This window comes from Corynebacterium sp. LK33, from assembly GCF_014334955.1.
Classification (GTDB): Bacteria; Actinomycetota; Actinomycetes; order Mycobacteriales; family Mycobacteriaceae; genus Corynebacterium; species Corynebacterium jeikeium_D.
The window spans coordinates 238,566-263,939 of record NZ_PDGU01000024.1; the positions used below are offsets into that span (position 1 = coordinate 238,566).

Annotated in this window: 23 protein-coding genes, 2 tRNA genes and 1 pseudogene; 13 read left to right on the forward strand and 13 right to left on the reverse strand. The window is 58.2% G+C overall.

Translation table 11 applies throughout. The annotated features are described in order from the left end of the window. Positions 1–609: 609 nt before the first annotated feature. A complete protein-coding gene (locus CRD20_RS08295) occupies positions 610–1,779 on the forward strand; it encodes an Ig-like domain-containing protein (protein ID WP_187405226.1) in 1,170 nt (389 codons plus the stop codon). Between the two features lie 53 nt (positions 1,780–1,832). Here the strand turns inward: CRD20_RS08295 and CRD20_RS08300 are convergent, their stop codons facing one another. Both CRD20_RS08300 and CRD20_RS08305 read right to left on the reverse strand, forming a co-directional pair. Next, positions 1,833–2,516: a response regulator transcription factor gene (locus CRD20_RS08300; protein WP_083310544.1), complete on the reverse strand. Its 684-nt coding sequence runs from the start codon at positions 2,514–2,516 to the stop codon at positions 1,833–1,835. Positions 2,517–2,577: 61 nt separating this feature from the next. Beyond that, the gene (locus tag CRD20_RS08305; protein ID WP_323632517.1) at positions 2,578–3,783 is read right to left on the reverse strand and encodes a sensor histidine kinase; all 1,206 of its coding nucleotides are present in this window, start codon (positions 3,781–3,783) and stop codon (positions 2,578–2,580) included. Between the two features lie 149 nt (positions 3,784–3,932). Here CRD20_RS08305 and CRD20_RS08310 point away from each other — a divergent pair, with 149 nt between their 5' ends. Both CRD20_RS08310 and CRD20_RS08315 read left to right on the forward strand, forming a co-directional pair. Then, entirely contained in the window at positions 3,933–4,949 is a 1,017-nt protein-coding gene (locus tag CRD20_RS08310) for an FtsX-like permease family protein (RefSeq protein WP_255468787.1), read from the forward strand. 102 nt (positions 4,950–5,051) lie between these two features. After that, the gene (locus tag CRD20_RS08315) at positions 5,052–5,846 is read left to right on the forward strand and encodes an ABC transporter ATP-binding protein (RefSeq protein ID WP_187405229.1); all 795 of its coding nucleotides are present in this window, start codon (positions 5,052–5,054) and stop codon (positions 5,844–5,846) included. Positions 5,847–5,949: 103 nt separating this feature from the next. On the opposite strand, the gene CRD20_RS08320 is transcribed toward CRD20_RS08315, so the two are convergent. Both CRD20_RS08320 and orn read right to left on the reverse strand, forming a co-directional pair. Then, a tRNA-His gene (locus CRD20_RS08320) sits at positions 5,950–6,025 on the reverse strand. Between the two features lie 142 nt (positions 6,026–6,167). After that, entirely contained in the window at positions 6,168–6,821 is a 654-nt protein-coding gene (orn, locus tag CRD20_RS08325) for an oligoribonuclease (protein WP_049189882.1), read from the reverse strand. Here orn and CRD20_RS08330 point away from each other — a divergent pair. After that, positions 6,820–7,008: a hypothetical protein gene (locus CRD20_RS08330; protein WP_042388509.1), complete on the forward strand. Its 189-nt coding sequence runs from the start codon at positions 6,820–6,822 to the stop codon at positions 7,006–7,008. The genes orn and CRD20_RS08330 overlap by 2 nt on opposite strands. Positions 7,009–7,103: 95 nt before the next feature. Further along, positions 7,104–7,748: a TetR/AcrR family transcriptional regulator gene (locus CRD20_RS08335; protein ID WP_016422282.1), complete on the forward strand. Its 645-nt coding sequence runs from the start codon at positions 7,104–7,106 to the stop codon at positions 7,746–7,748. A gap of 729 nt (positions 7,749–8,477) precedes the next feature. On the opposite strand, the pseudogene CRD20_RS08340 reads toward CRD20_RS08335, so the two are convergent. The 5 genes and pseudogenes from CRD20_RS08340 to CRD20_RS11210 form a co-directional block, all read right to left on the reverse strand. After that, positions 8,478–9,387: pseudogene (locus tag CRD20_RS08340) on the reverse strand (IS5 family transposase). 654 nt (positions 9,388–10,041) lie between these two features. After that, positions 10,042–10,710: a DUF3800 domain-containing protein gene (locus tag CRD20_RS08345; protein WP_049193743.1), complete on the reverse strand. Its 669-nt coding sequence runs from the start codon at positions 10,708–10,710 to the stop codon at positions 10,042–10,044. A 111-nt stretch (positions 10,711–10,821) separates the two neighbouring features. Further along, positions 10,822–11,223 carry a hypothetical protein gene (locus CRD20_RS08350; protein ID WP_070438898.1) on the reverse strand — a complete coding sequence of 134 codons (402 nt, stop codon included), beginning with the start codon at positions 11,221–11,223 and terminating at the stop codon, positions 10,822–10,824. Between the two features lie 54 nt (positions 11,224–11,277). Continuing rightward, positions 11,278–11,679: a hypothetical protein gene (locus tag CRD20_RS08355; RefSeq protein ID WP_049193745.1), complete on the reverse strand. Its 402-nt coding sequence runs from the start codon at positions 11,677–11,679 to the stop codon at positions 11,278–11,280. 14 nt (positions 11,680–11,693) lie between these two features. Then, entirely contained in the window at positions 11,694–11,990 is a 297-nt protein-coding gene (locus CRD20_RS11210; protein WP_224783793.1) for a hypothetical protein, read from the reverse strand. A gap of 55 nt (positions 11,991–12,045) precedes the next feature. On the opposite strand from CRD20_RS11210, the gene CRD20_RS08365 reads away from it, so the two are divergent. After that, positions 12,046–12,321: a hypothetical protein gene (locus CRD20_RS08365; protein WP_160313715.1), complete on the forward strand. Its 276-nt coding sequence runs from the start codon at positions 12,046–12,048 to the stop codon at positions 12,319–12,321. A gap of 651 nt (positions 12,322–12,972) precedes the next feature. Here CRD20_RS08365 and CRD20_RS08370 read toward each other — a convergent pair. Further along, positions 12,973–13,045: transfer RNA gene (locus CRD20_RS08370), tRNA-Arg, on the reverse strand. A gap of 86 nt (positions 13,046–13,131) precedes the next feature. Between CRD20_RS08370 and CRD20_RS08375 the strand changes: the two genes are divergently transcribed. The 5 genes from CRD20_RS08375 to CRD20_RS08395 all read left to right on the forward strand — a co-directional run bounded on the left by CRD20_RS08375 (position 13,132) and on the right by CRD20_RS08395 (position 19,420). Further along, complete coding sequence (locus CRD20_RS08375; protein WP_049170976.1) at positions 13,132–15,279, forward strand: cytochrome c oxidase assembly protein; 2,148 nt, start codon at positions 13,132–13,134, stop codon at positions 15,277–15,279. A gap of 232 nt (positions 15,280–15,511) precedes the next feature. Further along, entirely contained in the window at positions 15,512–16,072 is a 561-nt protein-coding gene (locus CRD20_RS08380) for a single-stranded DNA-binding protein (RefSeq protein WP_049189873.1), read from the forward strand. A gap of 288 nt (positions 16,073–16,360) precedes the next feature. Continuing rightward, positions 16,361–18,031: an energy-dependent translational throttle protein EttA gene (gene ettA / locus CRD20_RS08385; protein ID WP_016422285.1), complete on the forward strand. Its 1,671-nt coding sequence runs from the start codon at positions 16,361–16,363 to the stop codon at positions 18,029–18,031. 135 nt (positions 18,032–18,166) lie between these two features. Further along, positions 18,167–18,610, forward strand: coding sequence for a thioesterase family protein (locus tag CRD20_RS08390; RefSeq protein ID WP_016422286.1), 444 nt, complete (start codon positions 18,167–18,169; stop codon positions 18,608–18,610). Positions 18,611–18,616: 6 nt separating this feature from the next. Next, positions 18,617–19,420 (forward strand): hypothetical protein, encoded by an 804-nt coding sequence (locus tag CRD20_RS08395; protein ID WP_049189871.1) that lies wholly within the window; start codon positions 18,617–18,619, stop codon positions 19,418–19,420. 18 nt (positions 19,421–19,438) lie between these two features. On the opposite strand, the gene CRD20_RS08400 is transcribed toward CRD20_RS08395, so the two are convergent. Then, a complete protein-coding gene (locus CRD20_RS08400; protein ID WP_070546401.1) occupies positions 19,439–19,837 on the reverse strand; it encodes a globin in 399 nt (132 codons plus the stop codon). Between the two features lie 67 nt (positions 19,838–19,904). Continuing rightward, the gene (pepN, locus tag CRD20_RS08405) at positions 19,905–22,607 is read right to left on the reverse strand and encodes an aminopeptidase N (protein WP_187405230.1); all 2,703 of its coding nucleotides are present in this window, start codon (positions 22,605–22,607) and stop codon (positions 19,905–19,907) included. A gap of 129 nt (positions 22,608–22,736) precedes the next feature. Between pepN and CRD20_RS08410 the strand changes: the two genes are divergently transcribed. Further along, a complete protein-coding gene (locus CRD20_RS08410) occupies positions 22,737–23,381 on the forward strand; it encodes a DsbA family protein (RefSeq protein ID WP_049189866.1) in 645 nt (214 codons plus the stop codon). Positions 23,382–23,408: 27 nt separating this feature from the next. On the opposite strand, the gene CRD20_RS08415 is transcribed toward CRD20_RS08410, so the two are convergent. After that, positions 23,409–24,614: a TIGR04053 family radical SAM/SPASM domain-containing protein gene (locus tag CRD20_RS08415; RefSeq protein ID WP_187405240.1), complete on the reverse strand. Its 1,206-nt coding sequence runs from the start codon at positions 24,612–24,614 to the stop codon at positions 23,409–23,411. A gap of 228 nt (positions 24,615–24,842) precedes the next feature. Between CRD20_RS08415 and CRD20_RS08420 the strand changes: the two genes are divergently transcribed. Next, positions 24,843–25,316: a ribose-5-phosphate isomerase gene (locus CRD20_RS08420; protein WP_005511109.1), complete on the forward strand. Its 474-nt coding sequence runs from the start codon at positions 24,843–24,845 to the stop codon at positions 25,314–25,316. Positions 25,317–25,374 lie beyond the last annotated feature (58 nt).

Genomic DNA, 25,374 nt, shown 5'->3' on the forward strand with positions numbered 1-25,374 from the left:
AGATATATAACCAGGTTTCTGATTGTTTGTAAAATCGGCTGGTCAGATGCTGTTTTTGAATTGATGTTTTTGCATGTTTTTTGAAAGGTTTTGCGCAACCGTTTGAAAAAAGTTCAAAAAAAGTTTGGAAATCCTCAAAGTGGGGTAGGGCCTGTATCAAAGGCATCAACGTCGGAGCGTGCGTAGATACCCCAGTGGCGTTCGGTTACGTTCGGCAGTGTTCAGTAACGCTCGGTAGTGTTCGGTGGCACTTTTGAATAGCGAACTGATTACTTTTCGGTAACGCAGCTTCAAGGGGGCGCTGTTTTCCCAGGTCGGTTGAAGTGCCCCGGTTTTTTGGGGTTGCACAGCAATTTTCCAGAGGGTTAACTGTAGGAACCGTTGGGCTACTATGCGTGCTGCGCCCTGTGAGGGGTTGAAAACTGTGATTGGGCAGTCAATAAGGCTTTTCAGTCAGGGCGAGCGTTTTATCGGTGGCTAGTGCCGCTGCAGGGTAGTCTGACCTTTTTCGAGGGCGCACCAGGGGCTGTAGCAGGACTCCGCTGTGTGTCGCAGTGTGTCCCCGGGACTTACTACTTAATAATTGCACTGTTGGAGTGAAGCACGATCATGCGGCAATCTTTTAAGCGCCTGTCGATGGCGGTGGTGACATTTGCGACCACCATCTCGCTAGCTGCTTGTACCGTCGGCGGAGATAATGCCGAGCAGCAAGAGGCGGAGAAGCCTGACGTTGGTCTTGTCGCCAGTGTGGAGGACGACGCCACCGATGTTTCGGTGGTTGACCCGATTTCGGTTCAGGTGGAAGAGGGACATCGCCTGGACAAGGTTGTTATGACCAACCCTGAGGGCAAAGAGGTCAAGGGCAAGCTCGACTCCAGTGGTACCAAGTGGACCACTGCAGAACCCCTGGGCTACTCAAAGACCTATGAGATTAACGCCACCTCGGGCACAGAAAAGCTGGCTACTTCTTTCACCACCATCGAGCCGACTTCTCAGGTAAATGGTTACCTGTCCCCGCTGGATGGTTCCACCGTGGGTGTCGGTCAGACTATTGCTGTGAAGTTCAGCGCGAGTATTTCGGACCGCAAGGCTGCTGAGGAAGCAATTAAGGTGACCACCGAGCCTAAGGTGGAAGGCGCTTTCTACTGGCTGAATAACAGTGAGGTGCGCTGGCGTCCAAAGGAGTACTGGAAGCCGGGGACCAAGGTTACCGTGAAGTCCGATATTTACGGCACGGATCTTGGTGACGATATGTACGGTGCGGAGTCCGCCGAAACCAGCTTCACTATCGGTGATGAAGTCATTGCTATCGCTGATGACGCGACGAAGACCATGGTCATTAAGAAGAACGGTGAAGTCGTAAACTCCATGCCTATCTCTATGGGGTCGAATGTTCACCCGACTCCGAATGGCCAGTACATCATCGGTGATCGCAACGAGACCATGGTGATGGACTCTCGTACCTACGGCCTGTCTCTGGAAAAGGGTGGCTACGTCACGCCGGTTAACTATGCAACGCAGATGTCTTACTCCGGTATCTACGTCCACGGTGCACCGTGGTCAACGTGGGCACAGGGCAGCGTCAACCAGTCTCACGGCTGCATCAACGTCACTGACGCCAACGCTAAGTGGTTCCTGGACAACACTAAGCGCGGTGACATCGTGATTGTGAAGAATACGATTGGTGAGACGCTCTCCGGTGTTGATGGACTAGGTGACTGGAACATCCCGTGGGAGACCTGGAAGAAGGGCAACGCCGACGAGACCAGCTCCTGGTAGCTCATGTCCTCTAAGTGAGGCCATCATTTAAGCCACGCGGGTTAGTCCGTTTCCTAATCACCCAACATTCCCAGCTCCTGCGCCCGAGCAACAGCCGCGGTGCGGGAGCTGACGTCTAGCTTGGTGAAAATATGTACCAGATGCGATTTCACAGTCGCTTCGGTGAGCACCAGCTGTTCTGCAATTTTTCTATTCGACATACCCCGCGCGACCAACTCGAGCACTTCGAGTTCGCGCGGGGTTAGTGCTGTATTGGGGTTGCGCATCCGACCCATCAAGCGCCCGGCCACTTGTGTGTTCAGCACGGTCTCGCCGCGAACGGCACGACGGATACCATCGATGAGCTCCTCCGGAGCGGCATCCTTCAGCAGATAACCAACTGCGCCTGCGGTGACAGCGCCGAGCACATCGGAGTCCGAAGAATAATTGGTCACCACCAACACTTCTGGGGCCTTTGCGCCGCGCCCGGCCAGTGCGCGGATGGCTGCGGTGGCATCAACTCCGCCTGCGCGGGTAGCAGTGCCAGGGGCCTCACCAAAGCGAAGGTCCATGAGTACCAGATCGATGGGGTCGCAAGAGTCGTCGTCAAGCGATGCGCGCACCTTCTCGACCGCCTCGTCGCCGCTGGCCGCCTCGCCAACCACGACGATATCCGGCGCCGATTCAACGACTGCGCGAAGACCAGCGCGGACGATGGGGTGATCGTCGGCGATGAGGACTCCGATGGGCTTGGTCACCTGGCTAACTCCTAGGGTGATGTGAATGGTCGTTTCCTACCTGCATACCAGGCGCGGGACTTTAAGAGGCGAGCTCGTGCGGGATGCTGACGCTGACACCGCAGCCACGCCCCGGTTCCGACTCGATGGTGAAGGTGCCGCCGAGCTTCTCCACGCGTCGGCGCGCGTTGGCGATCCCCACGCTGTCGTCGTTAGTTGGTGCGGTGGGGTCGAAGCCGATGCCGTTGTCGACGCAGTCGAGCAGAACCTCGTCGGGCTGGTAGGTCAGGGTGACACGGCAACGCGTGGCGTGTGCATGCTTGACGACGTTCGCCAAGCTCGCCTGGGCCACCCTGATAATGGTGGCTTCGACGGTGGCCGGCAGCCGCGTGGGTGTGCCGTCGACGCAGAAGCTGACAGCATCGCCCAGTACCGTGGAGGAGCAGACTTTCTCCAACGCACCGGATAGGTCTGCGCCTTCGAGGGGAGCCGGCTGAAGTGCTGCGATGATACGCCGGGTCTCGGCGAGGTTGTCGGCCGCGACCTTGCGGGCGAGCTGCAGCGAATCCACCGAGGCCTGGTCATGCTGGGTAGGAGCACTTTTCATGCGAGACTCCACCGAATGCAGCAGCAGCTGGATGGAGGAAAGTCCCTGCGCCACGGTGTCATGAATGTCGGCTGCGAGACGTGCACGTTCGTCCAGCTCACCGGCACGACGGGACAGTGCTTCCGAGTGGGCGCGGGCAGCTGAGAGCTCCTCGAGTGCCTTGGTCTTTTCGATAGTCTCCTTCTGCAGGAGCCGGAACCCCAGCCCCACCGTGAGTACAAACGTCCCACCCAGAATGGGGCCGAGGACACCACCAAATGTCAGCGGAGTATGGATAGCGATAGCGCCAATTGCCGTCGCCGTTGTCGCCGCCACCATGATTACGGCCATAAGGCCACCGGTTACCTGCAAAATTACGAAAAACAGTGGGAAAACCAGGAACGAGGCGTCCAGCGTTGCAAACGCCAACGCCGCCCAGCACAGCAGCAGAATCACAAGCCAGCCCAACAGCAGGCCACGCGGCTTAGTCAGCGCGACCTCGTTGGCTACGTTGCCATGCCGGGCCCGACCAATCGGCCCGACCGAACCTGCGATGTACACCGCTAGAAAGCACGCCGCATAGGTGATGATTCGCCACTGCGGATCCGGAACCACGCATACCGCCAGCAGCACCAGCACCAAAACATCCAGGGCAAACCGCAGTAATTGCCAGCTGCGGTTCAGGGTCTCAGGAGTATCCACGCTCTCGAGCTTAGGGCAGTTCCGCCTGCCAAAACACCGCTGACGAGCCGGAATTGTCAACATCAACCGAAAGTTGGAGACGAAGTTCAACCTCCATGGCGATTAAATCCGCCTTTGAATCCACGACCATAATGAGTATGTACCAGTCAATGAAAGAACTTCGAGCCGCTCCAGGCCGTGCCGCACTGATCACCATCACCGTCGGCATGATTGCTGTGATGGTCGCGTTCCTCTCGGCTTTGGCCGCCGGCCTGTCCGCCCAGTCCGTCTCCGCACTTGACGAGGTCTACGGCAAAAACGACGCCGTCGTCATCTCGGAGGGGGCTACGTCGTTGTCGTCGTCAAGCATCGGCGAGACGGCGCGAAAGAGCGTCCAGACGTGGGCGAGCGACAACGGCGCAAATGTCCGCGATGTCTACGTCAGTCGTGCGCGCGTCGATGAAACGCCCGTCACCGTCATCTCCGACTTTTCGCTTAACGACGACCAGGTGGCCGTCACCGACGGTGTCAGTGAAACCGCCATTGCGGAAGGTGACTCGCTGACCCTATCTGGCGCGATGGGCGAGCACGAGACCACCGTTGCGCGGGTGGCGGGGGATAAGTGGCTGGATCACCAAGCGGTCATTTATGCCGGGCGCGGTGTGATGGAAGACCTGACACCGGGGCAGATGGTGCCGGCGGCGATGGTTGTCGACGAGTCTGCGACGCAGCTGCCGAATGTCCCGGAAGGAACCATTCTGCGCGACGGCGAGCGCAATAACCTGTCGGCTTCCTATCAGGGCGAGCAGACCTCGCTGAACGCGATGACCTCGATGCTGTATGTGATTTCTGCGCTGGTGGTAGGCGCGTTCTTCACCGTGTGGACTGTTCAACGACTGCGTGGTGTGGCCATTTCCTCGGCGCTCGGTGCGTCCCGCTCCGTGCTGGTGGCTGACTCTCTGGCGCAGGTCCTGGCCGTGCTGGCAATCGGAGTCGGCGGCGGTGTTGCGGTGACTGCAGCGGCGGGCTGGGCTCTGCAGAGCGGCGACGTCATGCCAATTGTGGTCGATGCTTCCACGACCGTCGTGCCGGGGCTCATTCTGGCCGTGACCGGAGTAGTTGGTGCGCTGCTGGCACTGGTGCCGGTATTCCGCGTCGATCCGACCACCGCATTGGCGAATGCGTAGTGGCTCGTTAGTACGGCCTAGCACGGCGGCTTCCCACAGAACACTCACATCGCGTTAATCATGCACAACCTGCAACTGAGGAATTGAGGAATTCAGGACAAAATGACTACCTACATCGACAACCAGGCTCCCGTGGCACTCGCTCTGAAGAACATCTCGCTGACCGTCCAAGATGGCGACAACAAACGCACCATTTTGGATGACATCTCGCTGAAGATCCGGGCAGGCGAGGTAGTGGGACTGGTCGGACCATCGGGTTCCGGCAAGTCGACTCTGTTGACCATCGCAGGTTGTTTGAAGAGTGCCGATACCGGACATGTCACGCTGTACTCCACCAAGCAGGACGCGAACGGTGCAGGCGCGGACGAGAGTGCGGAAAGGAAGGCCATTGATCTGAGCGCTCGCGGCGCGGATGCTGCCAAGATTCGTCGCGAACACATCGGCATCGTTTTCCAGCAGCCGAATCTTCTGCCAGCGCTGACGGTCAAGCAGCAGCTCATCGCAATGCGGCGACTGAGCCGTGTTTTCGGGTGGCCCGCGGGTGGCCGTCGTGAAGCGGAGAAGCGCGCGGATGAGCTGCTCGAGGCAGTCGGCCTGGCTGGGCTGGGAGAACGTCGCGTGAGCCAGCTTTCCGGTGGTCAGCAGGCACGCGTCAATGTTGCGCGCGCACTGATGAATGAGCCGGAAGTGCTGCTAGTCGACGAACCGACCGCGGCTTTGGATCAGAAGAGTGCAGGGGCAGTGACGCGACTGATTATGGATGTGACGCGGAAGATGGGTGTGGCCACCCTGTACATCACCCACGACCTGGGGCAGCTCCACGGTGCCGACCGAATCGTGGAGATGGTTGACGGCAAGCTGCAGTCCGCGGATGCAGGCTTGGTGGCTACTCGGTAGTGACTATGGGGGGGGACTTAGCAGCAAAAAGGCCCACCCCGGCGACGCGCCGGGCGGAAACACAAAACCCTCGGCCCGGAAAAACCTGGCCGAGGGTTCTACTTGGGGTGACTGACGGGACTCGAACCCGCGACACCCAGGATCACAACCTGGTGCTCTACCAACTGAACTACAGTCACCATTACCGCATTAAAGGAGCTGTATTCTCAGCTCATCTCTGCAGCGAACTATATGGTAGCCCACAGTGGGCTGGAAACAAAAACAGCAGGTCAACCCGGATAAATTTGGGAAAGGGTGGGGTTTGGGTCGTCGTAAAGCGAGCTAGCCGCGAATCTCACCGTACTTTTCCGTCGATTCCTTGCTTGCGGCAGAAATAGCGTCGCCTTCGGGGCCGGGGTGGGGCAGAAGCATGGCGCGGCGGTAGTAGTCCAGCTCGCGGATCGACTCCTTGATATCTGCAAGAGCTCGGTGAGCGAGACCCTTTTCTGGAGCGCCCTTGAGGACCTGGGGGTACCAGCGGCGGGCAAGTTCCTTGAAGGAAGAGACATCAATCATGCGGTAGTGCAGGTGCTGGTCGAGCTCTGGCATGTAGCGGTGGATGAACTTGCGGTCGGAGGCAATCGAGTTGCCTGCCAGTGGGGCGGTGCGCGGCTCGGGAACCCACTGACGGATGTAGTCCAAAACAGCCTGTTCGGCGTCGGCGACATTAGTCTTGCTGTCGCGAATTTCCTGATCCAGGCCGGACTTCGCATGCATCTTGGTGACGAAATCATCCATCTGCGCCAATTCGGTCTCGGACGCGTGCACGACGATGTCCACGCCTTCCCCGAGAACGTTGAGGTTGGCATCGGTGACGAGAGCCGCGATTTCGACAATGACGTGGCGCTCGGGTTCGAGGCCCGTCATCTCACAGTCAATCCACACGATGCGGTCGAGCTCAGGGGAGAGCTTGAGATCGGGATCGGGCTGAGCCATGATTTCACCTTTCGCTGAGATTCGGCATGATTCGGCAGTGCGCCTTATTTTGTGCCCGGACTGGGCTGTGGGGCACACGCTGACTACGCCCAGCTTAGCGATGTGGATTGTGCTGTGGTCGGGCGTGTGGATTGCCGTGTGGTTTGTGGAGCGAATTGTGGGGGAAACGAAATTAACTGGAAAGTAAGATCTTAGAATTGGACAACGGGGCATGAACTAAATCGACCTATTTGCCTGATAAAATTACTTCTGAGTTCGGATTCCAACGGGAGAAATAGTTACATGGATGAGACGAGGCGTGTTGGCGACGCTGCTCAAAGCACCACTGCGGCACAGAAACCATCCGTCGATGATGTCATCATTGCCGCTGCGCGCGAAAGCGTAATGACTGTGGGCTTGCGTAGGACTTCGATTGCAGAAATTGCTCGCAAGGCAGGAGTTTCGCGTCCGACCGTATATCGTCGATACGCTGACATTGGTGAGCTTCTGGGGGAAGTGACCAACCGCGAAATCCTGCACATGCTTGAGGGGCTCCGCTATGTCCCTGGCGATTCGCGCGCTCGCATGTTGCTGCGTATTCGAATCGTCGTTCAACGCATCATCGAAAGTGACTTTTTCCCTGGCCTGGTCAAGACAGATCCCGACCGTGTCTTAGAAGCGCTCACTGGAGAGATGAGCGATACACAGCTGGAAATTGTGGAGAAATTCATTCTCCCCGGTGTCCGTCACGGGCAGGAAGACGGCACTATTCGCGAGCACGATCCATATCTGCTGGCGCGCAACATTTACCGTCTGATTCAGACGATGGTGCTGGTGTGGCGCCCGGATGGCAAGGACGCGACGCTAGACAAGGAATCTGTCGAAGAGGTCGTCGACATGGTTGACCGCTACTTGCGCCCGGATCCTGCGGATAACAAGAAGAACTAAGAAGTAAAAACCCGCCTGCATCTGGTATAAAACCAGTTCAGGCGGGTTATTTTTGCGCCCCCAGAAGGATTCGAACCCACCTGGAAAACCCCAACTACCTGTATGAACAGGGCAAATAGGCGCCACCCCACGACATTCCCACGACACCTGAACTAGAAAGCGACGGGCAGATTTAACCTACCTGGCTATCACCAAGCAGATTCGATACCTTATGCGACAGTATCGAGGTTGTCTTCCTTGAGTTCTACGTAGATATCTAGGCTCATTGCGGCAGAGTGGTGGCCGGGCTGGCGCTGTTCAATCCTTGGGTTAGCGCCGCTGCCTTTCGTCAGTCCCCCGCAGGCCGTGCGGCATCACATACGCGTTCCGTATTCCTTCATCACCCGCTCAAGATCTCAGTAATACCAATCCGGCTCACTCGGCGTCGGCAACGGGTCACCATCAATCGCAAGCCACAGAAACGCATCCGGAAACTCATCCTTCAAATGTGGCTTTAGCCTCCGCGTGATCCGCTTCGGCGCCGCCACCATCAGCTGCTCATAGATCTTCGGCGTGCCGGTAATGACCTCTCACCGAACTGTCACGGCGCTTCGCTCCACATGCATACGACCGCGCAGAACAAAAACGTCACGTACTCGCAGTACCGTCACCTTGCTCTACTACAGTCCGGCGGTTGCCAGAAGCGAGATGGGCTCAGCGCGCTTGGAGTCTTTGTCTAGGGCGTGTCTCTTATATGCGTAACCAGACCAGAATCGCCGCAAGCACCACTCCCGCGCGATACGTGACCGCGAGCTTGTCATAACGCGTCGCAAGCCCGCGCCACTGCTTCATCAACCCAAAGGCCCGCTCGACCACGTTGCGGTCTTTGTACAGCTCCGCATCAAACCCGGGCGGTCGCCCGCCAGCACGACCCTTACGCTTCCTGGCAGCGATCTCATTAGACTTCTCCGGAATCACCGCGGCGATGCCGCGCTCACGCAGATACGCGCGGTTCACCCGTGACGTGTACCCGCGATCAACAAGCAACGCATCAGGGCGCGTCCGCGCCTGCCCGCACCCAATTCTCGGGACCCGAATATCGCCGAGGACTTCCTGCAACATCGCGCCATCATGGCGTTGCCCGCCCGTCACCACAATCGACAGCGGCCGGCCATGCCCCTCGACAGCAAAATGTACCTTCGTGCTCAACCCTCCGCGTGATCTCCCGATCCCGTGACCTGCCGGTTCAATCTCGCATAACGGCAGATTCTTGTAATTCGATAGAGCCCCCTGTGTCCTGATCAGGGCGCGGCAGGTTCGTACCGTGCTGATGAGCACGGTTGATCGTCGCGTCGATTGACACGTTCCAGTCAATGTCGCCCACTGCATCGGCCTCGGCGAGGATGTGCGCGAATACGCGGTCCCAGGTGCCGTCGGTTGCGTAGCGGCGATGCCGCTTCCACACCGTCTGCCAGGGACCATACCGGTCGGGGAGATCTCGCCACGGGATTCCGGTGCGGTACCGGTAGATGATGCCCTCTACAACGCGGCGGCTATCACCAAACGGGCGGCCTTTACGGCCCTCATTCGTTGGCAGAAGTGGTTCAACTCGCTCCCACTGTGCATTCGTGAACTGCGTAAATCTAGACCGTTGTGACACACCTCAATCATGCTCGAGCACAGGCCCACAATTAGGAGACACGCCCTAGTTTCTTGACCCGCTCAGCGGCCAGGTACATCTTGGCAGCTTCCGGTTTGCTCGGCAGGCCCACACCACGGCCAGCGCCATTTCACCGGCTGCGACATCGAGAACTTTTTGCAGACAGCTATGAGCTTTCCTCACCGTGGCCGCCCCAACGCTGAAAGTTGACGGCAGGTTTTGCACATCCGAGCGTTTAATCTGGCCAAACTGCTAAACCTCAGTACGGCTCCACATGAACACGCGACGCGTTCATCTCTTGCGGAAGCCTTGATCTGGCTGGGTAGTGCCGTCTGGTGCGCGGTAGTGGTCCTTCGGCACTGAGCCTTTTTGCTTTCTGTATTGTTCACGCTTGCCGAGGGCAGTGGGATGGTTCTTGAGGTGCGTCCGTTCGCTACGTAGTTGATCCGTGCGCGGACTGATGTCACTACTGGGGCTCAGTCTGTTACGCGCCAGGGTTCGCAGGCGGAGTCTGCATCGGTCATGTTGGGGCGCGTTAGGTGGTGTCCTTTGCGTAGTTTTTCTGGTGTGGGTAAAATGAGGTTGAAACCGGCGATAAGTCCTCCAGGGGAGGACTTCCCACCCTGATAGGTGAGATAGCCGGTTTCAGCATGTCTAAGGCATTCCCCAGGGCGTGAAAGTACTAGCAAGAGTTGGCTCGATACACGGCTTGTACCAAGAGCATTTTTTGCCTTCAAGATGTCGCTGCACTGCCCATAATCCGTAATCAGCAACTTGGAGCCCCCAGGCTGATTGTGATGTCCATACACACAAGGTGATGTTTCGTTTAATTTGTTGGCAGACGTCGTGGACCGCCTCGAATGCGGCCTTTCGAATTCCTTTGGTTCCGAACTCGGCCACGATTACGAAAAGCTCATCCTCAGGTCGGGATACCTGTAGTGCAATCTCCTTTAAGTGCAGGTACCACGCCATCTTGTATAAACGCATAGGTCCTGCTTGCTTAACAGATTCGTAAGCGTTGGATTTGTAGAGAAAGGTTGTGTCGAACCGTGGCGCTTGTCTTTTGATTTCTTGAAACATTTCATTGCGGGTCCGCGCGGAATCATCGACAGCGTGGAAGCCCCTAGTGAGCTTCATATTTTGTTTTGCGCACTGAGCCCTTAGATGAAGCCCCTGGAGCAGATTGTCGCCGTGATGATCTGTGCTGAAGGTTGCGGTGCCGAAACCGAAGTATGTTGAGGCGCCACCACCCTGGGGGTTAGGTGTTCCTGTGTAGTCGAGGTTTCCTGTTTCGTCAGCGTAAAGATAGACACGTTTTGCCAATGGGATCTCACCTTGTTGAGCGCACTATTTGTTTCCGTCGATACTGCGGGGGGCGTAGGAGTGGGGCGCTCCCTGATGCTGTATCGGATTGAGCGCCTCTTCCCATTACCGTTAATCCTCAAGCAAACCCAATTCACGAGCATCAGACGGCTTAAAATTCCGCATCTGCTCGTCATCCCAATTCTGCTCCCGGTACTTATTCCACAGCCACCCACTGCATGACCCGTCACCCGCAGCGTCAATCTCCAGGTTCTCTCCGCCGATAGCCTCGGCGCCCTCCAGATGCAGCATCCCCTTCATCGCAGCCTTGTAATCTGCATGCGAGTAATCATCTTTGTTAGTAAGGATCTCTGTAAACACCTGCTGTGCTGCCGCGTCATCCTTAAGTGCCCGGCTGCATAGAAGAGATGCGTATGCATCGCGTTCGTCTTCAGCGCTTGCCCATTCGTCAGTGCCACAGGCGCTGACGAGAATCGTGGTTAATAATGCGCCTGCGAGGAATTTCTTATTCATGTGAATCGTCATTCTAGATAAGGGAAGGGGGGGGGGAGAGAGAGAGAGACGGCCTTACTTTTCGTGGACATATACATCGAGCACTTTGTATCCGTCGGAGCCGAATACGATGATGTTTGGACATTCAAACGTCATCCGCACCGGTGTCCCGAATCCATTTGGGAAGTCAGCTTCACCAGTTACACGAACAGCGTGGTTGGAATTTTCTACAGGAGAATGTTCCACGTCGTAGTCAACGATTCTCGCGCCCCCAGGGTATTTAGCGCGGTTGATGACCTGCTCCTTGCAATCATCAACTGAGGCGTCGATATCACCGGCGATGCGCTTTGCCTCGTATAACACCACACCGAAAAATACGAGGGCGAGAACGATTAGCACCGTCAGTAAGATGAACCACCAGCGCTTATAGAACGGCTTCCTTGCGGCGGCTTGCGTAGTGCGGTCTTCGAAAGTCATTGCGTTTCCTTTGTTTATTGAGAGCGCCAGCGGGCTTGGCCGTCCGGGCCGGCGGAGCAGGTCATAGGTGTGCCGTTCTTACTGACTCCTGTTCCTCCTCCTGAACAGTAAGCGCCTGGGGTTACGTAGTATTCTTGCTGTTCAGGAGCCGGCGCGGCGGGAGCCGGAGCTGGTTCTGGTGTCGCCGCCGGCTGCTGCGCCATCATCTGGGAGGCGCACTGCTGCGTCCAGCCGCTTGAACCGTCGGTGAAGAATGTTGTCCCGGTCTCATGCAAAGCGGGGTCGCCGCAGGATGCCACGGTTTTGTTCATTTCAGATGGTTCTGCTTGGCCTGGGGCTTCGGTATACCCGGTTGGGCGTGCGGACGTGGACTCACCTCCACGGGGCGAAGAGGTAGGTTCGGTGGTGTGCTCGAGGGTGGGGTTGGGGCTGTTCTTTGGGCTTGATGATTCAGACGGAGAATCAGTGGTGGATTCAGTGGACGTGGTGCTTGACGGCGAGGGCGTTGATGTCGAGCTGGTCGACATGTTGCTGCTTGATGGGGAGGGGTCGTTGTTTGATCCGCAGGCAGCGGCGAACGGAATTGCAACACAGGCTGCGATGATGAGGACTCGTTTGGCGGTGTGGGCGGCCATCGCATGATTCCTTTCTTGGCGTTCTTTATGACTGCCCTTATTCTGCGTTAAGGTGAATGGTTTTCAATCTTTGACCACACGACGGGGGTAAATTTGACCTCAAAACCTAGTGTAAAACACCCCCGATACGTCGCCCGCCGCATGTTCGTGTTCTCTCGAGCAGTTCTCGCCACACTGGCAGTAGCTGAGTGGCGACATCAAATTCCCGGGCTATGGCCCCAGTGGCTGGTTCGTAGATTGCTTCCGCTGCAGCGTACTTGGTATGGGAGATGAGTAGCCCGGCAGCTATCTGGGCTGCGGAATATTCTGCTCTGGTGTCGAATGCGGGTTACCAGAGCGGGGTGCTTGAGCCAGTTCACGGGCTCGGATGTAGCGCCGGTTTGCGGCACCAAGTGTGGAAGATTCGCAGGCGCTACCGACAGCCAGGAATCCACCGACCGAGAACTAATGAAGAGCCGTTGCCCCGCTGGTTTGAGCTGTTCGGGATTTCCGAACAGCTGGCCGGTGGGGCACCTTTTTCATGCCCAAAATCCGCTGCATTTCCGCTGCATTTAAACCAACAAGAGCCAATCTGAGCCTACATTAGCGGGGGTAGTTAGATAGGGTAAACCCCCGCCTGAACTCGTAAAACACCAGTTCAAGACGGGGGTAGAAAACGCGCCCCCAGAAGGATTCGAACCCTCGACCAATCGGGTAGAAGCCGACTGCTCTGTCCACTGAGCTATGGAGGCTAGCTAAGAAAAGCATTGTAGCGTCTCTAATGTAGCCAATCACAACCGGTTCTGTTCTAGGGACTTTGGTCGCTAAGCTTAGGGCTATGACTGCCACGACCAAGGCCGAGACCTCTCCGCCTGTTAGCAAGGATAAGAAAGTCCGTAAATCTGCTGGTTGGTACGTTGTTTTTGTACTTATCGGCGGCGTTCTAGCTGGTTTGCTCTCGATGGCGTTCAACATGGATTCGCGCGCCACGTTGGGTATTCCCGATCCCGGCACAATCACCACCTTCGGGTTCCCGTTCGCGAAGGCGGCCGGTGAGCTGCTCGCCTGCCTCGGTGTCGGTTCGTTTATGCTCGCCGCTTTCGGTACGAAGCAGCGTGCCGACGGCACTTTGGGCCTCGACGGCTACACGGCATCCCGCACGGGTATGTGGGCCATGCTCGGCTGGGGCCTCATGGCGCTGATGGAGATTCCGCTGGTGCTCTCCGATGTGTCGGGCCAGCCGCTGTCGACGACGATTCAGCTGAGTAACTGGGCTGTGTCGTTGGAGCAGACCAAGGAGGGCTTGGCGTGGCTGTGGGTAGCTATTTTTGCGGGCATTGTGGCGCTTGGTTCATCGCTGACTCGTAAGTGGATTTGGCAGCCGGTGTTCTTCGCCATCAGCTTGGTGTCGATGATGCCGCTGGCGGTTGTAAGCCACAATGCCTCCGGTGGTGCCCATGACTACGGCACTAACTCCTACATCTGGCACTTGACCTTCACTGTGTTTTGGGTCGGCGGTTTGATGGCGCTGGTTGGCCACGCGCGTCGTCGCGGTGAATGGATGCCAGAGGTAGTGAAGCGCTATTCTTTCGTGGCGTTGGTGGCTTTCATCGCCATGTCTGCCTCCGGCTTCATTAACGCAGCCATCAACATTGACTGGTCTGACCTGGTCAGCAACAACTACGGCATCATGGTGCTGGTCAAGGCCGTTCTCACTATCTTGCTGGGCCTATGCGGCTATGTGCACCGCAAGATCACCATTCCGGAGATTGAGCGCGCTCAGTCGAATCGTCCATTCTGGCGTCTGGCCATTGTCGAGGTCATCATCATGGCGCTGACAATCGGCGTTGCCGTAGCTCTGGGCCGTACTCCGCCGCCACCGAATTTCTCTGAGCAGGCCGGCGGTGAGGGCCTGCCGTCGATTACGCAGATGCAGGTCAAGCTAGGTTACAACCTGGAGATCCCATTCGGTTGGGAGGCCATGTTCACGCAGTGGCGCTTTGACATCTTCTTCGGCTCTGCCGCCATCATTGCCGCGTGGATTTACTTGTACTGGCTCTACTTGCTGAAGAAGCGCGGCGGTACCTGGCCGCTGTCCAACACCCTGTGGTGGCTCGCCGGCTGTGCCACGCTGCTGTTTACTTCGTGCAGCGCGCTGGGCGTGTACATGCCGGCTCTGTTCTCGGTTCACATGATCGCCCACATGCTTTACTCCATGGGCATTCCGGTCATGCTGGTCCTGGGCGGCCCAGTTACGCTCGCGCTGCGTGCGCTGAAGCCGGCCGGCCGCGATGGTCTGCCTGGTATTCGTGAGTGGCTGGTGGTCTTCATCAACAACCCGGTGTCGCGTTTCCTCACGCACCCGGTTGTGGCAACGGTGCAGTTCGTCGCGGGCTTTTACCTGCTCTACATGACACCGATTTACGACTTCCTGGCTGATGAGCACGCGGGCCACGTGTTCATGAACATCCACTTCTTGATCTCCGGTTACATCTTCTACTGGGTCATTATCGGTGTCGATGCTGCACCACAGCAGATTGAGCCGTCGGTCAAGCTGGTCACGCTGATGGGGTCGTTGCCGTTCCACGCTTGGTTCGGTATTTCGCTGATGCAGTCGCAGCAGGTGCTTGCCGAGACCTACTACGCCAGCCTGGATCTCCCTTGGGCAGTGAATCTCCTGGAAGATCAGAACGTTGGTGGTGCCGTCGCGTGGGCTGCCGGTGAGGTTCCGCTCTACATCGTCACCGTTGCGCTGTTTGTACAGTGGCGGCGTTCCGATGAAAAGGATGCAGCCCGCTACGACCGCGTCGCGGACCGCAACAATGATGAGGAGTTGGCCGCTTACAACGAAATGCTCGCTCGCATGAGCCAGCAGGTCGGTGTTGGCGGCGAGGATGAGCGCGATTACTACACCTCGGAGGTTGACGCGCAGCATCCGGTGCACATGGATAATCCGATTGATGCCTCGAAGAGGCGCGGAAGGTAGCGTCGTTAAGCTGATTTTGCATGCTTGACGACGAGGATTGCCGCGACTTCGCCCCTCAACTTCATACGTAGCCTGTGGATAGTTGTCTTTTCGACAAACTTATCCACAGGCTTTTTATGTACCTCTTTCATTTGTTTCTCGAAGCCGGAAAAGTAATTGGCACGGCACGAATGAGACACCTTCGAATTATTCGGCCGCAGTAGGTAAACGCTTTCTTTGGGGGAGGAGCCCGATGTCTGAGGCAGTTATTACCGTGGTGGGCAATGTGGTCCATCATGTGGAAAATCGAAACACCAATTCTGGGGCAAAGGTCTGCAAGTTTTCTGTGGCATCCAGCAAGTCATGGAAGGGGGAGAATGGTTGGGAGCAGTCGGAGACGTCATATTTTGATGTTGAATGTTGGGGCAAGCTCGCCGAGAACGTGAATAACACGGTGTGGAAGGGCCAAGCCGTCATTGTCCACGGTCACGTTCGTACGGATCGCTGGGAGGGCGATGATGGTACGAAGCATCAGCGCCAGAAGATCATTGCTAAGGCGGTAGGTCCGAATCTGCGCCGTCACCTGGCAACAGTGAAGACTATGACTGAGAAGCCGCATGAGTCGCCGACTGGTCTTGGTGAGGCATCGACTGGGGATTCGGAAGCTTCGGTTACTGAGACAGTTGCGTCTCAGGCCGGGGCCGTGCGCACCTTCACTGCTAGTACAGGCGGCGCTGGTGAGGCGGGGAACACAGGTGCAGCTAGTTCGGAGCAGCGAGAAATGGCTGATGCAGGAGTCAGTGCGCCGTTCTAACCCAGGAGCCAGTACATCGTTGTAGAGCGGAATGAGGGGGGGGAGCCGCTGAAAGAGCGGAAAGAGGGGAGGGGTAATTACTGCACGTGAGGTGACGCTGCTGAGAAAGGGGAGGGATCGCATACGATTCGGCAGCGTTATCTCGCAGCTAGTTTTGCTAGGAGCCTGGCAGAGATTTTGGTGGGAAAGGATTGCGGGTACGCCCATGTAGATTGTGCCTTTTGGTTCCTATGCGTAACCTCTACAGGGATTGCTTATTTCCTTTCTACGAGGGGACGAAATTCCACCATGGGTGAGTTCATCTACCAGATGAAAAACGTGCGCAAGGCGCACGGCGATAAGGTTATTCTCGACAACGTCACCATGGCGTTTTACCCGGGCGCAAAGATCGGCGTGGTCGGTCCGAACGGCGCAGGTAAGTCGTCGATTCTGAAGATTATGGCTGGCCTTGATCAGCCGAGTAACGGTGAAGCTTTCCTGGAGCCGGGCGCCACTGTCGGCATCCTGCTGCAGGAGCCTCCGCTGAATGAGGAGAAGACCGTTCGCGGCAACGTCGAGGAGGGCCTCGGCGACATCTTCGAGAAGAAGGCTCGTTTTGAAGCCATCGCCGAGGAGATGGCCACCAATTACACCGACGAGCTCATGGAAGAAATGGGCAAGCTCCAGGAGGAGCTCGACGCCGCTGATGCTTGGGAGCTGGATTCCAAGATTGAGCAGGCAATGGATGCGCTTCGCTGCCCGCCGGCGGACGAGCCGGTTACTCACCTCTCCGGTGGTGAGCGTCGTCGTGTAGCACTGGCAAAGCTGCTGCTCTCCGAGCCGGACCTGCTGCTTCTCGACGAGCCGACTAACCACCTGGACGCCGAGTCTGTGCTGTGGCTCGAGCAGCACCTGGCTAAGTACCCGGGTGCCGTCCTGGCCGTGACCCACGACCGTTACTTCCTGGATCACGTCGCTGGCTGGATCTGTGAGGTCGACCGCGGCAAGCTCTACCCGTACGAGGGCAATTACTCGACTTACCTGGAGAAGAAGGCTGAGCGCCTCGAGGTTGCAGGTAAGAAGGACGCCAAGCTGCAGAAGCGCCTGAAGGACGAGCTGGCGTGGGTCCGCTCGGGTCAGAAGGCTCGCCAGGCCAAGAACAAGGCCCGTCTGGAGCGCTACGAGCAGATGGTGGAGGAAGCCGAGCAGTACAAGAAGCTCGACTTCGAAGAGATCCAGATTCCGACCCCGCCGCGCCTGGGTAACCAGGTTGTTGAGGTCAAGGACCTGGAGAAGGGCTTCGATGGCCGCGTCCTGATTAAGGACCTGTCGTTCACCCTGCCGCGTAACGGCATCGTCGGTGTGATTGGCCCGAACGGTGTGGGTAAGTCCACCCTGTTCAAGACCATCGTGGGTCTGGAGCAGCCGGATTCCGGTGAGGTCAAGGTCGGTCAGACTGTTCAGCTCAGCTACGTTGACCAGGGTCGTGAAAACATCGATCCGGAAAAGACCGTCTGGGAGGTTGTCTCTGATGGTCTCGACTACATCGTGGTCGGCCAGAACGAGATGCCGTCTCGTGCGTACCTGTCTGCATTCGGTTTCAAGGGTGCGGACCAGCAGAAGCCGTCGAAGGTTCTCTCCGGTGGTGAGCGCAACCGTCTGAACCTCGCGCTGACCCTGAAGCAGGGCGGTAACCTGATCCTCCTGGATGAGCCGACTAACGACCTTGACGTCGAAACCCTGTCTTCGCTGGAAAACGCACTGCAGAACTTCCCGGGCTGTGCCGTGGTCATTTCCCACGACCGTTGGTTCCTGGACCGCACCTGTACCCACATCCTCGCATGGGAAGGCAACTTCGAAGAGGGCAAGTGGTTCTGGTTCGAGGGCAACTTCGAGGGCTACGAGAAGAACAAGATTGAGCGTTACGGCGAGGAGGCTGCACGCCCGTCGCGCGTCACGCACCGTCGCCTGACCCGATAATCTGTTTCGCGCGAATCTGATTTTTGCCAACGGCAAAGTCCGGAACCTTGTGGACTGGCTCGCACCAGTGCACAGGTCCCGGGCTTTCGCGTATTCGCAGGCTCGTAGCTCCAGAAAACGCCTATAGTTCTGGGTATGACTGAATCAGCACCATTTCGTACCAACGTCGCTATCCGCTGGTCTGATTTCGATCAGTATGGCCACGCCAACAACACCGCTTTCCTGGAATACGCCCAGCAGGCTCGTCTGGACTTTGTGATGCGCGGTCTCGGCGGCGGGGCAGGGATGCCTGCGGCAGTGGTGCGTCGCCTGGAGATTGACTACGTCCGCGCTATTTTGCCGGACACCCAGGAAGTTGTGGTTGAGACCGAGATCATCAACTTCGGTCGCACCTCTTTCACACTTCGCCAGACAATCTCCGACCAGCATGATCACATCGTTGCTGTGCTCGAAACCGTGATGGTGATGTTTGATCTCAAGACTGCGAAGGCAGTCGAGCTCTCCCCGTCTGCCCGCCGTGAACTGGAGCGTTTTGCAGCTCCCGCAATCGAAGACAACAAGGAAGACCAGGACAAGTAATTCGCCGTGACCACTTCTCATCCCGCTGCCGAGCTGACCTTCGGCACTCCCGATGCCCTGAAGAACCTGGGCGTCCTGGCCCATAAGGCCTACGCCCTCGACGAGAGCACGTTGCTACGCATCCGAGTACGTAAGACCGCCGCCGCTGGTATCAGTTCCTCGTCCGCGCCTAACGCTGCGCCCGCAATGTCGCAGGTATGGGTGAAGACCCCAATCGGCCCGCTCGCCATGCGCACGATTGCGCTGCACGCGCTTCCCGACGACATCATCGTCACCGCCGCGGAGATTAAAGACATCGCAGTGCGTGCCTTTGCGCAGGCAAAAACTGCTGAGGACGGAGAGGAGAAAGAAGCTTCGCTCACCGCGATGCCATACCGCGTGCATGCGCAGTCGGCGTCCTCCTGGCCGGGATTCCTGCCAGTGCCGGAAGGATGGCAGGTTGTCGACTATGTTCCAGCCACTGCCTTCCGGACTCTCGAGAAGCAGGGGCGCGCGGTCGCCGTCGAATCTTCCGGCCCGATGGGCATGCCACCGTCTCTGCTGGACCAAAAGGTTCTCACTGTCAGCGGCGGTACCGGTGAAGCCACTGTTGATACAGGGGAAGGGCAGTCGCAGGAGACGTCGAAAAGCGTGGTGGACGTGACCATGCGGGACGTGTTTGCGCTGTGCACGATGGGCTTCATCCCGGAGCAACCGGATGAAAAAGAGCCGGTGCGCGTGTCCACAAAGGGACGGTGGCACCGGCTGGATGGGCGGTTTGGCTCGATCTTTACGCTCGAGTCCTTTGGCGTGCTGCCGCTGCTGAACTAGTGGCGCAGGGCCTAATTCCTACTGCGCGTCGAAGCGGTTGATGAGCATGTCAGCAACCTGCACCATGTGGTTCCACATGGCTTCGCGCTGGGGGCGGGGGAGCTCGTCATCGGAAATGTCTGCGAGTGAGGCGCTCATGATTTCCAGCCAGCGGTCGCGTTCGGCCTCGCCGATGGAAAACGGCATGTGGCGCATGCGCAGGCGCGGATGACCACGCTGTTCGCTGTAGGTACGCGGCCCGCCCCAGTACTGGACGAGGAACATGCGGAGTCGATCCTCGGCGCCCTCCCAGTCATCGCTGGGGTACATCGGGCCGATGAGGTCATCGGAACGCATGCGCGTGTAAAAACCATGGACGATGCGATTGAAGACATCCTCGCCGCCGACGGAGTCAAAGAGCGTCTGAGAAGTTGTCATGGCACCAAGTCTATCGACTTGATGCCACGAAAACGATAACGGCCAAAGTGCCGGCCGAAATCACTTGTTACTTCGCGTCGAACTCGCGGGCGCGAAGAGCGAGCTGCACCAGGAACTGCTGCTCAGAAATGATGCGCTTGACCGGCGATGCGGTCTCGTCGCTGTCGAGCAGGCGCTGAGCGGCCGCGATTGCCGACTCGCTGATCTCCCAAGTGGGGTAGAAGCCCTCGAGGAGAGTCTGGGCCGTCTCGGAGGAGAACTGCTTCCACCAGCTGTTGGCAACAGCGAAGAAGTGCTCCGACAGCGAGGTTGCCGACTGCTCCGCGCTGATGGTGGCACGGGAGTCGTCGTCAAGCGCCTGCGCGAGCACTGCACCCGAGCCCGGCGCGTTGAAGCCGGCCAGCAGGTGGCGAATGACAAGGTTCGATGGGGCGTCGTCGCCGGAGACAGTCGCCTCAGCCCAGACGCGGGCCTTGTTGGCGAGCGTCGGCACGGAGGCGCGGCAGGCGATGGCGGCCTGCGCGCCGAGTGCTGAATTGTCGGTCTTTTCAAGCTCTGCGATGGCCTCCTCGCCTTCGAGACCAGCGGAAACCAGAGCCTTCAAGGCGCGCCACTGCATGTCGGTGTCGACAGTGACAGCGGGGAAGCCAGCCTTGTCGGCGTCGCCGGCGTAGATGGCGCGCAGTGCGTCGGCGACGTCGCTATTCGACGAGCCCACGGTAGCCAGAGCGTTAACGAAAACCAGGGCGCGGTCGGCGTCGGTTTCCTTCTTCGCGTAGTCCAACAGCCCCTGAGCCAGCAGATCGCGGCCGGTGGACTCGGCCCACTGAGGATCGGCGTAGACGTTGATGGCGCTGACCGCCTGAGCGATGACGCGCTCCAAGACGGAGAGCTTATCCTCGCCCGGGATGCCGCGAAGCACCAGGTTGACGAAGTCGCGAGCGCGCATCTGGCCTGCGCGAACCATCTGCCAGGTGGCGGACCAGCACAGTGTGCGCGCCATCGAATCGGTGAAAGCGCCGATGTTGTCGATGACGGTGGCAAGCGAGCCTTCGTCCAGGCGAATCATGCTGTAGGTGAGGTCGTCGTCGTTAACCAGCACGACGTCGCCAACTGGTGTGTCGACCAGATCTGGGACATCGGTGCGGGCACCGCGGACGTCGATTTCCACGCGCTTGGTGCGCTCAAGTACAGCGTCCGCGCCGGTGCCGCGCAGGTTGTAGATGCCCACTGCGATTCGGTGATCACGGAGTTCACCGGCACCCGGCTCGGCGCCTTCCTGCGTGACTGCGAAGGAGGTGTACTTGCCGTCCTCTTGATGGAACTCTGGCGCCAGGGTGGTGATGCCGGTGGTGGTCAGCCACTGATCGGCCCAGCCAGACAGATCGCGACCGGAGGCCTCGGAGAGCGCCTCCAACAGATCCGCGAAGGTGGCGTTGCCAAAGCGGTGGCGGGCAAAGTGAAGGCGAGCACCGGCGAGGAAGGCGTCCTGACCAACGTAGGCGGCCAGCTGCTTGAGGGTGGACGCGCCCTTGGCGTAGGTGATGCCGTCGAAGTTCTGCTCGACGGTGTCAATGTCGCTGGCATCGGCGGCAATCGGGTGCGTCGACGGCAGCTGATCCTGCTTGTAGGCCCAGGCCTTCTCTACGTTGGCGAAGGTGGTCCAGGCGTGGCTGTAATCGGAAACCTCAACCTGTGCGGCGGCAGCCGACCAGGTAGCGAAGGACTCGTTGAGCCAGAGATCATCCCACCACTGCATGGTGACCAAATCACCGAACCACATGTGAGCCATCTCGTGCAGGATGGTGTCATTGCGACGCTCGTAGAGGTAATGAGTGGGCTTGGAGCGGAAGACGTACTCGTCGCGGATGGTCACGCAGCCGGCGTTTTCCATCGCACCCATGTTGTATTCCGGGCAGAAGATCTGGTCGTACTTGCCGAACGGGTAGGGCTCGCCGAAGTGCTTGGCGTAGAAGTCGAAGCCTTCCTTGGTCTCCTTGAATAAGGTGTCGGCATCGAGGTACTCGGCGATGGACTGGCGGCAGTAGAGGCCTAGCGGAATGGTCAGCTCTCCCTCCGGCTGGTGCTCAGCAGGGGTTTCCGGGTGCGGTGCGACAGTGCCGGTCCACGAGTCAGTGACCTCGTACCACGGGCCAGCACAGACTGCGACGAGATACGTCGACAGCGGAACATCCACTGAGAAGTCGAAGGTGTCGGCCTCATTGCCATGGAGATCGGTGGTGGTGCCGGTCTTGGCCACCGAGTTGGAAACAACCTTCCAACCCTTCGGTGCCACGACGTGGATTGAATACGTCGCCTTCAAATCCGGCTGGTCAAAGCAGGCGAACACGCGCTTGGCATCGGCAGTTTCAAACTGCGAGTACAGGTAGGTTTCGCCATCGGCGGGATCCTGGAAGCGGTGAATGCCCTGGCCGTTATTGGTGTAACGACAGTCCGCATCGATAACGACGGTGTGGTCACCTTCGGTCAGGTCTACGTTAATGCCGGTCTCGCTGTCATAGCGAGCGGCCTCCGTGGCGTCGACGCCGTCGATGGTCACACTCTTGACAACTGCATCGCGCAGGTCAATAAAGGTGGAACTAGCGCGCTTCGCTTTCAGAGAAATTGTGGTCTTGGAAGCGAATGTTGGTGCGCTGTGCGGCCCACCGACAGGTGCGGTCGTAAGGTCGAGCGAGATGTCGTAGTGGGACACCTCGAGCATGGCCGCACGGTCGGCGGCCTCGGTCCTGGTTAGGTTCGTGGAAGTCATGCGACAAGTGTAACCACGACCCCGGATTTGAGAAGGATTCTGAGTGAGCGCGGAAAACATGAATGCAAGCCGAAAAATTCCGCCCTATAGTCGTTGATAAGTCAATCAATGCTTTAGGAGGACTTTCACATGAGCAATCGAGACAAGGTCACTTTTTACTTCGACGTTTCCTGCCCGTTTTGCTGGGTGACGTCGCGCTGGATTAAGGAAGTCGAAAAGGTCCGCGACATCGAGATCGAGTGGAAGCCGATGAGCCTGTCGGTGCTCAATGAAGGCCGCGATGAACTGCCGGAAGATTACAAGTTCATGATGCAGTGCAACTGGACCCCGGCACGCCTGTTCAACGCCGTGTTCTCCCAGGATGGCCAGGAGGCCGTCGACAAGCTTTACACCGCGCTGGGCACGAAGGTCCACAACGAAAACCGCATCGATCGCCACGCGCATGTCGACGAGCCGGAGCACGCATTCGACGAGCTGATTAAGGAAGCCCTCGCAGAGGTTGGTCTGCCGGAAGAGCGCCTGGCCCAGGCCCTGACTACGGAGTTTGATGAGCTCATGCGTGAAAACCACGCAGAGGCCATGAAGGAGGTCGGCAACGACGTCGGCACTCCGGTGGTCAAGCTCAACGACGTTGCCTTCTTCGGCCCGGTGCTGACCCGCATCCCACGCGGTGAAGAAGCGGGCAAGATTTTTGATGGCGCGGTTGCCGTCGCCAGCTACCCGTACTTCTTCGAAATTAAGCGCTCCCGCACTGAGAGCCCGCGCTTCGACTAAGAAAGCTTTAGCGGCTAGGGCATGTAGCTAAGAGGGCTGACCCGCCCCGACGCCAGCATTTTGCCCGGTAGAGGCCTGCCGTTCTTCTTCGCTCATGGCAGCCCACCGTGGTGGGATGTAGATGCATGTCGGATCGGATGCCGTGTAATCCCCGGTCAACGCGTACGCAGTCGAGCGGGACCCACCGCATACGCTGTGGTATTCACAGACGCTGCACTTGCCGTGCCAATTATCAGGATCGCGGAGAGCCTTAAAAGCCGGCGAGTTGGAATAAATCTCTTGGAAGGGTGTTGCCTTTACATTACCGCAGTGAAGCGGCAGGAAACCATTGGGGTAGACGTCGCCGATGTGGTCAATGAAGGCAAAACCTGACCCAGAATTGACGGCCATGGGGGAGCGCGGCCGGCGTGGTTTTTCCGGCACAGCGCCGAGAAGCTTTGTCGTTTCCTCGGTCAAGTAGCGGTAGAGCTCGCCGCCCTCATAGGGTGGCAGCCCCTTTTCCTTCGCTTCCTCCTGCTGCATGACGACGCGCCGATACTGCGGCGCCTCCGTCGTTTTAATGGCAATTCGGTTGGACACATCCGATAGCCAGTGCAGAACGTCCTCGCGTTCCTCCGGCGACAAAGCGCCCAAATCCGCACCACGACCAGTGGGAACGAGGAAAAAGACGTACCGCATCTTGGCCTGCATCTCCATGACGGTCTTCAGCAGCGCTGGCGCCTCATGAATATTTCCCTTGGTCAGGGTCGAGTTAATCTGCAGCCGGTAACCGGCCTCGTTGATGTGCGGAGCCATTTCGAGCGTCTTTTCAAAAGTGCCCGAAAATCCACGGAACTTGTCATGGGTCTGGGCAGTCGCGCCATCGAGCGACATCGACATCGCCTTGCCACCGGCCTCACGCAGTGACTGAATCCGCTCTGGCGTGAGCCGCGGCGTCACCGATGGAGATAGCGACATATTCAGGCCCTGCTCCGTGCCGAATCGCACCAATTCTTCCAGGTCATCACGCTCAAAAGGGTCGCCGCCGGTGAGCACCACAAGTGGCTTCGGCTTGCTATACGACGCCAAGGTCTCCAGCAGCATCTTGCCCTCGGTGGTCGAAAGCTGGTGAGGATGCGGCTCGTGCTGTGCATCTGCACGGCAGTGCTTGCAGACTAAGCCACAAGCCCGAGTGACCTCCCAAATGACAATAAATGGTTTCTTATTGATGTCATGCCGAACCGTTCGCACCACCGGTGCGTGATGATTCCCATGGGAGCCATGGGAATCCGGATCGACTTGGAAGTGAGCTTGCGGCGCAGGAGACACGGTAAAAGCACCCAATTTCCGGTTTCGAAGACGTGTTGAAACGCAAATACAGTCACTTTTCACCCTATTCGGCTGCGCAGGAGACGTCGTCAAGCAATACCTAAAACGGGTGCAGGCGCCGTGGAATCCGTGGGAACCGCTAGACTTGCTGCCATGCGTATTTACCTTGGTGCAGACCACGCCGGTTTTGAGATGAAGAACCTGATTAAGGCCCACCTGGAGAAGGCTGGCCACGACGTCGTTGACTGCGGCGCTCACACCTACGACCCTGCAGATGACTACCCAGCATTCTGCATCGAGGCGGCTTCCCGTACCGTCGCCGATCCGGGCAGCCTGGGCATCGTGCTCGGCGGTTCCGGCAACGGCGAGCAGATCGCTGCTAACAAGGTCAAGGGCGCTCGTTGTGCGCTGGCTTGGTCGGTGGAGACCGCAAAGCTCGCCCGCGAGCACAACAACGCTCAGCTGATCGGCCTTGGCGGTCGTATGCACTCTGAGGAAGAGGCTCTAGCCATCGTCGATGCTTTCGTCTCCCAGCCGTGGAGCGAGGAGGAGCGTCACCAGCGCCGCATTGACATCCTGGCAGAGTACGAAAAGACTGGCGTTGCCCCGGAGCTGCCGGAGGCTTAAAGGGTTGTTGTTCGCTATCTGTTGATAGGAATAAAAAAGGGGTCTGGTTCCAGAAAAC

Excerpts from the sequence above, each read along its gene's own strand:
- CRD20_RS08410 (WP_049189866.1), top strand. The coding sequence starts at position 22,737 with ATGAGCAATCGAGACAAGGTCACTTTTTACTTCGACGTTTCCTGCCCG.
- orn (WP_049189882.1), bottom strand. The coding sequence starts at position 6,821 with ATGGCTCAGCCCGATCCCGATCTCAAGCTCTCCCCTGAGCTCGACCGC.
- CRD20_RS08375 (WP_049170976.1), top strand. The coding sequence starts at position 13,132 with ATGACTGCCACGACCAAGGCCGAGACCTCTCCGCCTGTTAGCAAGGAT.
- CRD20_RS08420 (WP_005511109.1), top strand. The coding sequence starts at position 24,843 with ATGCGTATTTACCTTGGTGCAGACCACGCCGGTTTTGAGATGAAGAAC.
- CRD20_RS08295 (WP_187405226.1), top strand. The coding sequence starts at position 610 with ATGCGGCAATCTTTTAAGCGCCTGTCGATGGCGGTGGTGACATTTGCG.
- CRD20_RS08310 (WP_255468787.1), top strand. The coding sequence starts at position 3,933 with ATGAAAGAACTTCGAGCCGCTCCAGGCCGTGCCGCACTGATCACCATC.
- ettA (WP_016422285.1), top strand. The coding sequence starts at position 16,361 with ATGGGTGAGTTCATCTACCAGATGAAAAACGTGCGCAAGGCGCACGGC.
- CRD20_RS08335 (WP_016422282.1), top strand. The coding sequence starts at position 7,104 with ATGGATGAGACGAGGCGTGTTGGCGACGCTGCTCAAAGCACCACTGCG.
- CRD20_RS08315 (WP_187405229.1), top strand. The coding sequence starts at position 5,052 with ATGACTACCTACATCGACAACCAGGCTCCCGTGGCACTCGCTCTGAAG.
- CRD20_RS08350 (WP_070438898.1), bottom strand. The coding sequence starts at position 11,223 with ATGAATAAGAAATTCCTCGCAGGCGCATTATTAACCACGATTCTCGTC.
- CRD20_RS08330 (WP_042388509.1), top strand. The coding sequence starts at position 6,820 with ATGATTTCACCTTTCGCTGAGATTCGGCATGATTCGGCAGTGCGCCTT.
- pepN (WP_187405230.1), bottom strand. The coding sequence starts at position 22,607 with ATGACTTCCACGAACCTAACCAGGACCGAGGCCGCCGACCGTGCGGCC.
- CRD20_RS11210 (WP_224783793.1), bottom strand. The coding sequence starts at position 11,990 with ATGAACAAAACCGTGGCATCCTGCGGCGACCCCGCTTTGCATGAGACC.
- CRD20_RS08400 (WP_070546401.1), bottom strand. The coding sequence starts at position 19,837 with ATGACAACTTCTCAGACGCTCTTTGACTCCGTCGGCGGCGAGGATGTC.
- CRD20_RS08380 (WP_049189873.1), top strand. The coding sequence starts at position 15,512 with ATGTCTGAGGCAGTTATTACCGTGGTGGGCAATGTGGTCCATCATGTG.
- CRD20_RS08355 (WP_049193745.1), bottom strand. The coding sequence starts at position 11,679 with ATGACTTTCGAAGACCGCACTACGCAAGCCGCCGCAAGGAAGCCGTTC.
- CRD20_RS08390 (WP_016422286.1), top strand. The coding sequence starts at position 18,167 with ATGACTGAATCAGCACCATTTCGTACCAACGTCGCTATCCGCTGGTCT.